Source organism: Acinetobacter sp. CIP 64.7 (assembly GCF_000369745.1).
GTDB classification, from domain to species: Bacteria; Pseudomonadota; Gammaproteobacteria; order Pseudomonadales; family Moraxellaceae; genus Acinetobacter; species Acinetobacter fasciculus.
The window spans coordinates 1,782,701-1,796,469 of sequence record NZ_KB850179.1 but is presented as its reverse complement, the minus strand read 5'-3'; the positions used below and the strand labels follow the sequence as shown (position 1 = coordinate 1,796,469).

Below are 13,769 nucleotides of genomic sequence, written 5' to 3'. Positions count from 1 at the left end.
TACCTTCGAATCATAAATCTATATTTTAGATTATTAATTAATTTTTAATTTATAATTGCGATCATTAAGCAAAGAGAGAGAATGTTATGAAATCTAAGCTGATGATCAGTATGGGCGCTGCAATCCTGATGTCGATGAGCCAGTTTAGTCTAGCGGCACCTGCTGCAGAAAAAGTGGTACGCACAGATCGCATCAGTTTTTATAAAGTTGCGAAAGTAGAGGCAGCAAAACCACAACGTGTGCAACGTAGCGATCGTATTCGCTTCAATATGCCAGTGATGGAGCAACCTTCATTGCAGCAAAAACGTGTGCTACGCAGTGATCGTATTATCCTGAATAAAACCAGCTAATACTTACCGCGCTGATTGCCTCAGTAATATTGAAAAAAGCCCATGAATGATGGGCTTTTATTATTTTCTAGTATCAGTCAGTTTAAAACAACGCTTCTAAACGTACCAAAGCCCCGACATAGTGATCACGATCCTCGCGATGATCATTCAGATAGTTCAGGTCGGTCTGGACAAAAAACCATTCACGTAAAAAGGGTTGTCTCCAGGACACATAGGGACCCCAGCGATTAAGACGCAGATCCTTATCGTTCAGATAACCACCGGTATAAATGCCGTAACTGAAACGGTTGTCCTGAAAAAACTGGTGTTGTCTAAAAGTGTAGTTATCCCAAGTCAGATCGTCGTCTTGATCATCTGCATAAGTCAGACTGAGTTGATTGGAGAAAAAGGCCTGATTGGGACGAGCATGGATCAACTCCAGATTGGTCCGTAAATAGTTTTCACTCTGAACGCCATAGCGATAAATCTGTTCGGCATGAAAAGAGTAGTCATTTTCTAGTGTCCAATCCTTACTGGCTTTGACACGCAGGTAAATATCATCGCCAGAACGTAGGCCCAAATCCAGATCGGTTTCGAAAGGAATGCGATCTGACCATTCTGACCAACGTAAGGCAAAAGAGCTGTTATCTTCACGGGCACGTTTAGTATCCAGACGCTTATTTCCGGAAGTGGCAGGGTTTTCATTGGTAATCGCGACATTGCTGTCTAATTCATTGTCCAGACTGTCATCACCAAACACCACACTCAGCTTTTGTTCCAAGGTCGGAAGCTTGATCTTGCCGCGGATTCGGGGCTTAATCTCATAGCCTTCATATTCATCCCAGCGATTATCTAGAATGATCCGTAATGTAGCTGCAGCTGGCTGATCCGGATCGCTTTCACCAAACCAGTTATCAATTTTATGCGCAGTACGATCGGCCCATTCGCGGATGCCTTTCTGCTTTTGATCCGCCCATGAATAATTTTCTGTCTCTAGCGTGGATGGAACAATGGCGACATTTGATTGCTCCGGCAGAACCGTGGGTGTTGCATCGATCAAACGTGGAATCTGATCCAGCAAGCCTGATCGGCTTGGCTCTATATTCGTTGGACTGGCAGGAGCAGTTGTGACTGAATTGGCCCAAGACATGCTACCACTCATTCCTAAGCCCAGAGAGAGCAGTAAAATTTGAGTAATCCTGTTTATTTGCATGAGATATTTGTTGCTCTTGTATTCTTATATTCAGCTGTAGTTTTCTAAAAAACGGCCTTAAAAAGCAAGTTAAAGCTACAAAATAACAGCAATTATTCAATCATTTGAGCCTGAACTTCCCGATAAAGCTCTAATACCCGAATGGGTTGTGGCATTGTTAAAATAATATTGTGAATATTCTGCCAATTTAGCTGTTTGTCGCGTTGCAGCAAGATGTATGGATAGGCCAGTTCATCCTCTGCGAGAGAGATGCGTTTTTCACCATGAATCACTCGGATTTTTTGATGTTCCTGTAGCAAGAGCACTGGAGTAGAAAAATTAGCAGCAGCTTCTTTGAACGAAATAAATTTCTGCTTCTGAATAAACTGGGCGGGTATAAAAGGATGGTAATCTGGCTTTGTCCAGACTGTTTCAGCCTGCTGCAAGTAAGCCGTTGAAAAAAGCTCGAGTTGCATGAACCTGATGCTTATAACAGACCAGGCCAGTGATTTAATCGCAGCAGCCTGGCGTTGATGATGGCTGAGCCAATGTTGAATACAATAGTGAGCCTGCAACTGACTCGGTACCCCTAAGAGCATCAGATATTTAACAAACTGGCCTTGCAGATTCAGTTGTTCAACCAAATAAACCTGACGTGCCTGCCAATTATCTTCTGCTGCATAATACAGTGCGATATCCAAATAGGCAGGATGCTCGATATTCTCAGTCACTTCTAAAGCACAGAGCCGCTGGATATTGGTTTCTTCTAAGCCTAAAGGGTATACATGGGCGTTTAGTTCACCTAGTTGAATCTGTGCAGGGAATTGAATCAATTCGGAGACTGTGATCTGTTCTTGCGGAATTTTCGTTATTGTCATTTCAGCTTTTAGTTGAGGATTTAGTTCCTTGGGTTCAGTCAGTATCTGATTGGTTGACTCATCTGGGCGGCGTAGTTCTAATGTATGGATTCTTGCGCGCGGCCGTCCCCGATGATATTTGGTTGTTTCCACAGAATTGCAGCTGGTTTCAGCTTCGTTTAAGGATAAGGCAGGAACGATCAAGGGGGGATCCTGTTGCAGACAAGAAAATTGCTGCTGTTGTTGCAACAGCCAGATATAGCAGTGTTGCAATTCAGCCCATTGGCTGTGCAGGGCAGGAGCTTGGGGAGCGGGCATCAGCCAGATTTGCCAGCCACGTTCAGGATGATGCAAAACTGCCTAGCCAGAATCCGGATGGGCAGACAGTGCTTGTTCCAGTGCTAAGATTTCGGTGAAATAGCCACGAAAGCTTAGATGATAAGACGTATTAGCAGAAAATTGGTAAGCAACAAGTTCAGGTTGAGTGCGGGCCTTAAATGCTGAAATCTGGGTCTTGAAAATAGGCTCATCACACAGATTAAAAATATCGCGTATCCTTTTTTTAGAACGGGCAATTTCATAGAAAGGCAGGACTTTATGCTCCAGTTGCTGCGCCAGTCCATGTAGTTCTTTAATTAAGTGTGCTTTTTCTAAAGCATTCATTTTTTGATCTCTAGAGATGTTTCAGTGCTTTATCCAAGGTTTGTGCCAGTACAATGTTAACCGCCAGCTCGACCAGTCTGTATTCAGCAGAATTCGAGTCTGTATAGCTTTCTGCCATTTCAATTAAATAATCAATAGAAACCGACTGAGGCAGAATTTTGCCCTGTACCAATGCCTGAAGTTCATGCATAAAAAATTTTCTTATCATTAATCTATTTATATTGCTGCAATTATAAGCAGAGATCACATAAAATAGTGATCTATTTTGAGTATTTTATAAACAAATTTTTTAATTAAAAGTGATAAAAATCAATAGAAAAAATGAGAGTAGGAAATAGTCGATATTTTTTTTAGAGTTGTGCGTCTTTCACATTGAAGGTGTTTAATGTGATCAAAAAAACAGGCTGAATCAATCAGCCCGTTTTAATGAAAAACAGCTTTGCATTAAGCCGTTTTTTCAGTTACCACAGTCGCAGCATCTGCATTTACTGTTTCAGCAGGTGCTTTAGTCGCTGGAAAGTCTGGCAGATGAACCACTTGCGCCATTTGTGCAGACGCTTGAACAGAAAAAGCCATAACGGTTGCTGCGAAAGCAAATTTAAGAGCATTCATAGGATGACCTTTAATATCAGAGTGTTCAATAATTTGAACAGAGGAGAATATTTAAACTTAATTCGGGTGAAATAATAGCAAATAAGACTTAATAGAAAATGATAGATTCGGCAAATTCAGGCAGTAAATTTTAGATAAATTAATCTATAAAACAATAAATTAGTATATTTACTCTAGTTTGATTTTTATGGTTTTACAGGACTTTATGCTTTATTTTAGCGATGAGAATCTGGACTTGATCGAGTGCCAAAACAAGCGGCGATGTGTTTTTGATCTGCCAATTTAAGATTGAATTTCGAGCTTTGTTCAATCCATGTAAGTTTTTGCTATCGCTTGTTTACGGGCTGCTGCAATCTTCTGAGAATGGACTAAGATGGAATTCCATTCATTTTCATTTTGAGAGTTTTATTATGGCAATTGCAAAAGTGGTAGAAGTCAATTCAAGCAGCAATAAAAGCTTTGAAGATGCGATTCAAACGGGCATTCAAAAAGTCACAGAAACGGTCAAAAATGTACAAGGTGCTTGGATCAATGAACAGAAGGTTGTCATTAAAGAAAATAAAATCACGGAATATCGTGTCAATTTAAAAATTAGTTTTCTGGTTGATTAAGCGAATGCCATTCAATAACAAATAAAAAAACCCCATTTAAAATGGGGTTTTTTTATTGAACGTTGTTTTATTTAGCTTGGTCTGGCGTGTCACACGTTTCTGGTGAGCACTGTGCTGCCTGACTGTTGGTTGATGTATCGAGCGCTTTTTCAAATACTTGCAGGAAAACTTCTTTAGGCTGCGCGCCTGCCAATGCCACACGTTGATCAAAAACAAAGAAAGGTACACCGGTCACTTTGAGTTGTTCATGTGCGACTTCCTGATCGAATTTGACGAAATCAGCATATTCTTCCGAATCCAACAGGTCATCGACTTCGACCGGATTCAGGCCGATACGCGCTGCGACATCTTCCAGTGTTTCACGTTCTCCAATCGCCAGACCTTGGGTCATATAGCTATAGAAGAACGCTTCCTGTGCTTCATTGCCCAAACCTTTGCTTTGCGCCAGGTGAATCAGGCGATGCGCATTAAAGGTATTGCCTGAATTGGCACCTTCCCAGTTAAATTCAATACCTTCGGCTTTGGCCATTTCAGCAATATTGCGCTGCATCTCTTCGACTTCTGCCACGGTGCGGCCATATTTTTGCGCCAGACGCTCAGAGTTGGAGACTTCCTGACGTACCGGTGCTTCAGGATCGAGCTGGAAACTGTGCCAATGTACTTCTAGCTCAATACCTGCTTCTTGTGCAGCAGCTTCTAAACGTTTTTTACCAATATAGCAGAAGGGGCAAACCACATCTGACCAGATATCTACGCGCATGTCATGTCTCTAATTTTGCTCTTGTGTTCAAGTATGAGGGTGAAGAATCAGAATTTAAAGCCCTTGAGCATCAGAAGTGTATTTCTACAGCAGATCGGCAGGATAAATAAAAGAAGAAAGAGTAGGTGATAGCCAGATGGCTTCCTTAATATAATCAGGTTCTGACTATTCAAAAAAATATAAAAATGCCATAAAAAAACGCCCCATAGGGCGTTTTGTGAATGCAGTCAATTATGCAGTTTTTACTGCAGCTTCAACAGCAAGCATGTGACCATTTTCTTCGAAGTTTGAGTGCCAAGAAAGCGCTTCACGAAGAAGATGAGGGGTATGGCCGCCTTTTGCACATGCACGGTCAAAGTAATCATTCAACGCATCGCGGTACATTGGGTGCGCACAGTTATCAATTACTGCACGTGCACGCTCACGCGGAGCCAAACCACGAAGATCCGCAAGACCTTGTTCAGTTACTAGGATATCAACATCATGTTCTGCATGGTCGATATGTGAAGCAAACGGCACTACAGAAGAGATGTCGCCACCTTTCGCGATTGATTTGGTTACGAAGATCGCCAAGTGGGCATTACGTGCGAAGTCACCTGAACCACCAATACCGTTCATCATTTTGGTACCACATACGTGAGTTGAGTTCACGTTACCGTAAATATCAAACTCAAGTGCAGTGTTGATGCCGATAATACCTAAACGACGTACCAGTTCAGGATGGTTTGAAATTTCCTGTGGACGTAATACCAGTTTGTCTTTGTATTGTTCTAGGTTGTTAAATACTTTCTCGCCGTACTTAGCAGAAAGCGTAATAGAAGAACCTGAAGCAAACTTCATTTTACCGGCATCGATCAATTCAAACGTACAGTCTTGTAGTACTTCTGAGTACATGATCAAGTCTTCGAAGTTTGAATCTTTCAGACCCGTCAATACGGCGTTTGCAATTGAACCGATCCCTGCTTGAAGAGGTCCGAGGTTTTTCGGTAGACGGTCTTCAGCTACTTCTTTTTCAAAGAAAGCGATCAAATGGTTGGCAATTCTTTGAGTCTCATCATCTGGTGCGGTTACAGTAGATGGAGAGTCGTGCAATTCGCTGTTAAATACGATACCAACAATTTTAGATGGATCGATATTGATTGCATGCGTACCAATACGCTCATCAACTTGAGTCAATGGAATCGCTTGACGCGTTGGACGATACGTCGGGATGTAGATATCGTGCAAGCCTTCAAATGCCGGGCTTAAATTCGTATTGATTTCTACAATCACTTTTTCAGCAAAAATCGCAAAGCTTGCAGAGTTACCAACAGATGTTGTTGGAATGATGCCGCCATCTTCAGTAATTGCTACGGCTTCGATGATCGCAACGTCTGGTTTTTTCAACTGCAGGTTACGCATTTGCTCAACAGTTTCAGACAAGTGCTGGTCAATGAACATCACTTCGCCGTTGTTGATCGCTTTACGTAAAGTATTGTCTACCTGGAACGGTAAACGACGTGCCAATACACCAGCTTCAGTCAGTTGTTTGTCTAGATCGTTCCCTAGTGATGCACCAGTAATTAACGTGATCTTTAATGGATTTGCTTTTGCCTGTTGAACCAAAGCTAAAGGAACCGCCTTCGCTTCACCAGCGCGAGTAAAGCCACTCATACCCACAGTCATGCCATCTTGGATGAATTCAGCCGCTTGTTCAGGGCTGATGACTTTGTTGTGTAGGGAGGCTAAACGGATACGATCTAAAGACATTTTAACTCTCATTAATTCTTAAACTATGATACGGATTGTACCGCTCAAAAAATGTATTGTGCATAGGTGTTAGGCTAAGGTCTAATTTTTTAGCTAAATGTAGGTATAATAAAAAATGATGATTTTTAAATGATTGAATTCGTGAACTATAAAATGAATTGTATAGAAAAACTAAAAAGTCATTTGTTGAATTAATGATCACTTATTAAAAGTGATCAGTCAAAGTTTGGCGAATTTTATCGAGTGTAGTGGCTGGGGGAAGTGTCTCTGGGTTCTCTTGATTCACGGGTAGTGAAATGATAGCTTCCAGCCCACCTTCAGGACGATTATGAATACGCAATTGACCATGGTGAATGTCGACAATCCGTTTCACAATGGCCAACCCCAAGCCACTGCCTTGTACCGTTCGTGCCGAATTGCCCCGAACAAAAGGCTGCATCAAGGCTTCAATCTGATCTTCCGGAATGCCTTCGCCATGGTCTGCGACACAAATCAACAGTTGATCTTCTTCAACATGCGCAGAAAGCTCAATTGGTTCTGAACCATAGCGTTTTGAGTTGTTGATCAGATTGCCAATCAGTCTTTTTAGCGACATGCTACGTGCCTGAATGGTCGGTATATCTTGTGGGGTGAAACAGATATCTAGCGGTTTAAACTGCTTGACCAGTTCCTGTAGCAGTACATTGACATTGGTGTCCTGCGGTTCTTCATCGGAACCGTCGCGCATATAGGAAATGAACTGATCCAGAATCGCGTCCATATCTTCGACATCATAAATCAGGCCTTCTTTGAGAAAGTCTTCATCTGGCATCATTTCGGCACTGAGGCGGATTCGGGTTAAGGGCGTGCGCAAGTCATGTGAAATGCCGGCCAGCATGATTCGGCGTTCCCGCTCGGTCTGGTCCAGCGTATAAATCATTTGGTTAAAGGCATGATTGACCTGACGGATTTCCAGTGGACCATGATTGGTATCCAGATAGGGCGCTGAACCGATTCGGCTATAACTGTTGGCGGCATTCTGCAAACGGCGTAAAGGACGGTTGAGCTGACGCACCAAGGTCAAAATAATGATGCCGACAATAATCGGCGTGCCAAGCAACCAGCCCAAAATCAGTTCATTGCTATAATTGGCATAAGTCTTTAAAGGTTCCTGTACCCAGTGACCATTCATTTCAGGAGTCTGGATCCAGATACGTGGACTCGGCTTAAACTGGAAATAGACTGTGGCTTGTTCGATACGTAACTCTTTGGCCAGTTTGGTTTCGATCTGTCGGGTAAAAAATTCGGCAATCAGCTTTTCCCGCACAGTAGGATATTCTGCCGGATTGGTGACATATTCAATGCCGACCCGATTTCTTAACCAGTCGTCAATGTCGACTTCCTGCTGTTTGTGATACAGGCGCAGATCGGGATTGTTGAGAATTTCCAGTTCCATGGCGAGATAACGCGCATGTTGCTGAATTTCAGGTAAAAACAGGGTGCGCCAGAAGAACCATAAGGACATAAACAGGCTGAAACAGACCACAAAAACCACCAGTACCGTGGTACGCATGGCAGCAGAACGCGGCTTGATCTTGTCGAGAAAGCGTTCCCCGCGGGTACGCTTTTTTTCCGAGTAGCTGACAAAATCGGTAAATTTTTGTGGATCGATGGGGTCGAGTTTCACACCAGCTCCCTGTAGGCATTTTCCAAATTGAGCAGTAATAATATTTGTAATAGAATCTTACTGCTTGAACCTTCGATGGAAGGAGCTTGTTGTGTTACTTTTTTTGAAAAAATGAGTAACACTGTTACGCAAGTAAAAACTTTGCCATTCGCTGAACTCGCGCATTTGTATACGAGCCTTTAAAGAAGGGAGGCTCAAACAGCAGCGAATGGCTTTTAGGGACAATAGACTGGGGTAATCTTTATCCTATAATTTTTCCTTTATTCAGCACCATCTGGAACAAAGACATAACCCACACCCCATACGGTCTGGATATAACGTGCACGCGCAGGATTTTCTTCAACCAGACGGCGTAAACGTGACACCTGAACATCAATTGAACGTTCCATGGCACCCCATTCACGGCCACGCGCCAGATTCATCAGCTTGTCGCGGGTTAATGGTTCGCGTGGATGTTGAACCAGTGCTTTCAGTACCGCAAACTCACCAGTAGTGAGCGTTACCACTTGGCCTTCACGGGTCAGAGTGCGGGTAGAGAGATCTAGCGACCATGGGCCAAAAGAAACCACTTCCATCTGTTGGCTTGGTGCACCCGGCACTTCACGTACCTGACGGCGCAATACTGCACGAATACGTGCCAGCAGCTCATTCGGGTTAAACGGTTTAGGCAAGTAATCATCGGCACCTGCTTCTAAACCGGCAATACGATCCGAGTCGCTACCACGAGCGGTGAGCATAATGATAGGCGTATCGATATTGGATTGGCGTAAACGACGACAGATACTCAAGCCATCTTCGACCGGAAGCATAAAGTCGAGCACGATCAGAGAAAACAGTTCCCGCTGTAAAAGTCGATCCATCTGCGTGGCATCATGTGCAGTTTTAACCACAAAGCCTTTATCTTCGAGAAAACGCTGTAATAAGGTACGCAGACGAACATCATCATCAACCACCAGGATCCGTTCGACCCGGTCCGTTTCGGTATGTACGGCATCGGCTTTTTCAGCAGGTACAACTAAACTCATGAGATGCTCCTTTATTCTTTATTGTCATCATAAACAAAAATCAAATAGGCTTTGAGTATACGATTCATTGATATTAATTGACTATGCTCTAAAGCACCAAATATTGCAGTTAAAATCAAGACATAGATACCAAATATATACATCTAAATGAGCAAAAAATACGATTTTAAGCTGGATAAAAAGCAAAGTTCATACAAACTTTATCGGGAAAAGCTGAAAACTGTGGCACTTCATAATATAAAGATGAGGTAAATTAATAAAAACAATGGTGGATTTTATAGACCCGGTCTTTATAATCATGCCATTTAGTACTTATCCTTGTGGGATCAAACACGATGACTGACTTAGTTCAGCAGTTGGCAAAAGAACTTGCCGTACGTCCAAATCAAGTTGAGGCTGCCATCAAGCTTATTGATGAAGGTGCCAGTGTTCCTTTTATTGCACGTTACCGTAAAGAAGTAACGCAAGGCTTAGACGATACGCAACTACGTCAACTCGATACGCGTTTATCATACTTGCGTGATTTGTATGAGCGCCGTGAAAAGGTGATTGAATCACTCAAAGAACAAGATAAATTATCTGATGATTTATTGGCGCGTGTGAATGCCGCTGAAACCAAAAATGCATTAGAAGAAATTTACGCGCCGTACCGTCCAAAACGTACCAGTAAATCATTCAAGGCCAAAGAAGCCGGTCTAGGCCCGATTGCCGAAAAAATCTTTAATGAAGCCGTTGATCCAGCTGAAGCTTTGGTGGGTTTTAGCCATGAAGATTACCCAGATACTGAAAGCCAGCTTGATGCGATCCAGCACATCCTGATTGATGACTGGGCGCAAAATATCGCGCTGACCACTGAACTTAAAGCGACATTTGCAAAAACTGCCGTGCTGAAAAGTTTGGTTGCCAGTGATGAGAAAAAAGAAGTCGGTAAAAAATTCCGTGATTATTTCGATTTCTCTGAAAACTTGAACAAAGTCCCTTCACATCGTTTATTGGCGATGCTACGTGGCCGTCAGGAAAACGTTTTAGGCCTGAAAGTGGATGGCGAAGACGATGCCCCGTTGGCGCGTATTGAAACTGAATACAATCTTGAAACTGTTCAGCCACAAGCGCGTCAGGATTTCTTGAAGCAAACTGCAAAACTATTTTGGCTCGGTAAAGTTCGTCCAACGATCGAACATTCATTGCTGACTGAAAAACGTCTGGCTGCTGAAACAGAAGCGATGAACGTCTTTGCTGAAAACCTGCGTCATTTACTGCTTTCTGCACCTGCAGGCGCACGTACCACTTTGGGCGTGGACCCGGGTATCCGTACCGGTGTGAAACTGGCGGTAGTGAACGAGTCTGGTGATGTACTGGCACATAGCACGATTTATCCATTTGCACCAAAAGACGATAAAGAAGGTTCACTGGCCGAGCTGGCGCGTTTATGCCGCGAGTTCAATGTTGACCTGATCGCGATTGGTAATGGTACTGCAAGCCGTGAAACTGAAGCTTTAGTTGCTGAAATGATGGCTGCGAACAGTGATCTGAAAATGACGCGTGTTTCTGTATCTGAAGCAGGTGCATCGGTGTATTCAGCATCTGAACTAGCTTCACAGGAACTGCCTGAACTAGATGTATCTATTCGTGGTGCGGTATCGATTGCACGCCGTTTACAAGATCCACTAGCAGAACTGGTGAAAATCGATCCGAAATCGATTGGTGTGGGTCAGTATCAACATGACGTGAACCAGACCGGTCTGGCGAAAACCCTTGAAGCGGTCGTTGAAGACTGTGTGAACTCAGTGGGTGTGGATGTAAATACTGCATCAGCAGCGATTTTGGGTTATATCGCGGGTCTAAATAAATCAATTGCACAGCAAATTGTGGAATTCCGTAAGGAAAATGGTCGTTTTGACAATCGTCAGTCTTTGAAGAAAGTGCCACGTTTAGGCGAGCGTACTTTTGAGCAGGCTGCGGGCTTCTTGCGTATTCAAGATGGTACAGAACCACTAGATGCTTCTGCGGTTCACCCTGAGTCATATGCTTTGGTGAGCAAAATTGTTGAAGCGAAAGCAACGACTGTAAAAGACATCATTGGCAATACTGAAATCATTCGCCAAGTGAATGCTGAAGAATTTACAGACGAGAAATTCGGTCTGCCGACAATTCAAGACGTATTGGCTGAACTGGAAAAACCGGGCCGTGACCCGCGTCCAGAGTTCCGCACTGCTAAATTCCGTGATGACATTACTGAAGTTGCGCAATTGTCTGAAGGCATGCAGCTGGAAGGTGTAGTGACAAATGTCACTAACTTCGGTGCATTTGTCGATGTGGGTGTGCATCAAGATGGTTTGGTACATATTTCTGAACTTGCCAATGAATTCGTCGCTGATCCGCATAAAGTGGTGAAACCGGGTCAAATCGTACAAGTCCGTGTTTTGAATGTGGATGCTGAACGTAACCGCGTGAATCTGTCGATGCGTCCTGAAGGTTCTGAAGCGCCGGCGAAAGCACCACGTCAGCCACGTCGCGAGAACAATGAGCCACGTGGTGAACGTAAGCCTCAGGGTAAACGTCCACAGCAAGGACGTCCGCAAGGTGATCGCCCTCAGGGTAAGAAACCTCAAGCGGCTAAACCACAAGAGCAAAAAATTGGTGGTTTGGGTGCATTGCTATTGCAAGCAGGGATTAAAGGTTCTAAATAATTTTCAGATATCTTTAATTTAAAAAAACCTCCCAATTGGGAGGTTTTTTATTGGATCATTATGAGTTAATCATCGGCACAATCCAGCTGGTGATAATCAGCAAAATACCGAGATGCCCCAATTTTCGTGTCACATAGACCAGTTTAGATGGTGGCTGTTCCAGTCTTTTTGCATATTCTTCCATGCTAATGCCGGGCTTGCCTTTACTGGTAAATAAAAACACCGCCAGGTCGATACAGATCAGAATCGTACCGATATCAGCGACCAGTTCCATCAGGACAAAATCCTGGCGATACAGCGACATGCTGACGCTATAAATCAGATAAATGGCAAAGGCCAGACACAGGTATTGCAGGACAACTAAAAACTTCTGCATAAATTTCAACAGTTCACAAAATTAAAGCAATTATACAAATAATCGGGCAGCTGCTGCCAATTACAAGGCTTGCATCACCTCAGCAAAATTCTGCTTCTCGACCAGTTCCAGAAATTCATCGCCCAGACGCTGACTTTCCGCAATACATTGCTTCCACAGCTGAATCCGTTGGGTTTGATCCAAATCTTTTAAGTTAAAGTCTTTACGATCAGGCAAACGACCCAAAGGCAAACTTTGCAGATATTGCTGCGATGGAGAAAGCAGCAAAGTTCGTGCCTGATTTTCTGGATTTGAGGTACGTTTAAATAACTTGTCGAACCAGCCGGGGGTAATGCTATCGGTAAAATGTGGATACAGCACAATGCCTTTGCTCTGAAAGGGCAGGTCAATGTGATAATCAATCAGGCCACCATCGCGATAATAACCCTGCGGTGCATCCGGAATATTGTTCACCGCTGCCATTACCCCGGGAATAGAGGCTGAAGCCATCAGCCAAGACAACACACTCTGTTCGGTCAGTGCATGATAATGTGTGGTAAATCCATCTTCAGCGATTTTAAACTGTTCACCGATATTGGGCTGGCTGATCACACGTTGCATGAAATAACGGCTGTGCCGGCGCGCGACTGCGGTCGTTCCAAGAATTCCAGCCACAGAAGCCAGCAACGGCAATGCCTTGTCACTCTGGAAAATGTGTTGGGCTTTAATTGAAATGACTGCGAGATGATAATCTGGATGATTGACTAGATTGTTTTCTTTGCCTTGTACCAGATCCAGCAGCATGCCACGGCAAACTTCGCTGACATCCTGACGGGTCATTTTTTTATGAAAATAGAGGTTGGTATACAGCTCACCCAAACGTTCGGTTCCCTGTTGAACTCCATGTGCAGCCATACTGGCAAAACGCCAGCTGCCAATCGAAGAACCCACCAAAGTTCTACGCTGAGGTGCACGTGGAAAAAACTCACCAAAAATCGCCTGATCCAGTCCCTGGATCCCGATGCCTTTGGGGCCACCTGCAGCACCAGGTACAATATCGACTTGTTCGGGTTGCAAACCTTGTTGCAGAATCAGCTCACGTGCTAGATGGCCAGCACGAATCGTCAGCGCAGGCGCACGTCTTTGTAAAATCTGTACCATGGTTGAACCTATACTAGCCAAATGTGTGCTTATTTTAAGCGATAGGTCTGAAGACCCAATGGCAAGATATGTCCTAAGGTGACTTTGGAGTCATCCTCA

General features: G+C 43.6%; 12 protein-coding genes and 1 pseudogene. 3 read left to right on the top strand and 10 right to left on the bottom strand.

All coding sequences use genetic code 11. From position 1 onward, the window contains the following. Window positions 1-86: 86 nt before the first annotated feature. Window positions 87-350: a hypothetical protein gene (locus F890_RS15110; protein WP_005267574.1), complete on the top strand. Its 264-nt coding sequence runs from the start codon at window positions 87-89 to the stop codon at window positions 348-350. A gap of 82 nt (window positions 351-432) precedes the next feature. On the opposite strand, the gene F890_RS15105 is transcribed toward F890_RS15110, so the two are convergent. From F890_RS15105 to F890_RS18850, 4 genes and pseudogenes are all read right to left on the bottom strand, one after another. Further along, a complete protein-coding gene (locus F890_RS15105; RefSeq protein ID WP_005267573.1) occupies window positions 433-1,542 on the bottom strand; it encodes a hypothetical protein in 1,110 nt (369 codons plus the stop codon). Window positions 1,543-1,634: 92 nt separating this feature from the next. After that, window positions 1,635-3,041, bottom strand: a pseudogene (locus F890_RS15100) (hypothetical protein). Between the two features lie 10 nt (window positions 3,042-3,051). Then, window positions 3,052-3,231: a hypothetical protein gene (locus F890_RS15090; RefSeq protein ID WP_005267565.1), complete on the bottom strand. Its 180-nt coding sequence runs from the start codon at window positions 3,229-3,231 to the stop codon at window positions 3,052-3,054. Window positions 3,232-3,485: 254 nt separating this feature from the next. Continuing rightward, window positions 3,486-3,653, bottom strand: a complete 168-nt coding sequence (locus tag F890_RS18850; RefSeq protein WP_005267563.1) for a hypothetical protein — start codon at window positions 3,651-3,653, stop codon at window positions 3,486-3,488. A 410-nt stretch (window positions 3,654-4,063) separates the two neighbouring features. Between F890_RS18850 and F890_RS15085 the strand changes: the two genes are divergently transcribed. Further along, window positions 4,064-4,264 (top strand): dodecin family protein, encoded by a 201-nt coding sequence (locus tag F890_RS15085; protein ID WP_004278594.1) that lies wholly within the window; start codon window positions 4,064-4,066, stop codon window positions 4,262-4,264. 67 nt (window positions 4,265-4,331) lie between these two features. Here the strand turns inward: F890_RS15085 and F890_RS15080 are convergent, their stop codons facing one another. The 4 genes from F890_RS15080 to ompR all read right to left on the bottom strand — a co-directional run bounded on the left by F890_RS15080 (window position 4,332) and on the right by ompR (window position 9,464). Continuing rightward, window positions 4,332-5,024, bottom strand: a complete 693-nt coding sequence (locus F890_RS15080; RefSeq protein WP_004647323.1) for a DsbA family oxidoreductase — start codon at window positions 5,022-5,024, stop codon at window positions 4,332-4,334. A 231-nt stretch (window positions 5,025-5,255) separates the two neighbouring features. Then, entirely contained in the window at window positions 5,256-6,773 is a 1,518-nt protein-coding gene (locus F890_RS15075) for an acetyl-CoA hydrolase/transferase family protein (RefSeq protein WP_005267562.1), read from the bottom strand. 205 nt (window positions 6,774-6,978) lie between these two features. Continuing rightward, window positions 6,979-8,439 (bottom strand): ATP-binding protein, encoded by a 1,461-nt coding sequence (locus tag F890_RS15070; RefSeq protein ID WP_005267561.1) that lies wholly within the window; start codon window positions 8,437-8,439, stop codon window positions 6,979-6,981. Window positions 8,440-8,699: 260 nt separating this feature from the next. After that, window positions 8,700-9,464 (bottom strand): osmolarity response regulator transcription factor OmpR, encoded by a 765-nt coding sequence (gene ompR, locus F890_RS15065; protein WP_004278590.1) that lies wholly within the window; start codon window positions 9,462-9,464, stop codon window positions 8,700-8,702. A 335-nt stretch (window positions 9,465-9,799) separates the two neighbouring features. On the opposite strand from ompR, the gene F890_RS15060 reads away from it, so the two are divergent. After that, window positions 9,800-12,154, top strand: a complete 2,355-nt coding sequence (locus tag F890_RS15060; RefSeq protein WP_005267560.1) for a Tex family protein — start codon at window positions 9,800-9,802, stop codon at window positions 12,152-12,154. A gap of 58 nt (window positions 12,155-12,212) precedes the next feature. Here F890_RS15060 and F890_RS15055 read toward each other — a convergent pair whose 3' ends face one another. Further along, complete coding sequence (locus F890_RS15055) at window positions 12,213-12,530, bottom strand: hypothetical protein (RefSeq protein ID WP_004729331.1); 318 nt, start codon at window positions 12,528-12,530, stop codon at window positions 12,213-12,215. A gap of 60 nt (window positions 12,531-12,590) precedes the next feature. Beyond that, the gene (locus F890_RS15050; protein ID WP_005102867.1) at window positions 12,591-13,670 is read right to left on the bottom strand and encodes a patatin-like phospholipase family protein; all 1,080 of its coding nucleotides are present in this window, start codon (window positions 13,668-13,670) and stop codon (window positions 12,591-12,593) included. Window positions 13,671-13,769 lie beyond the last annotated feature (99 nt).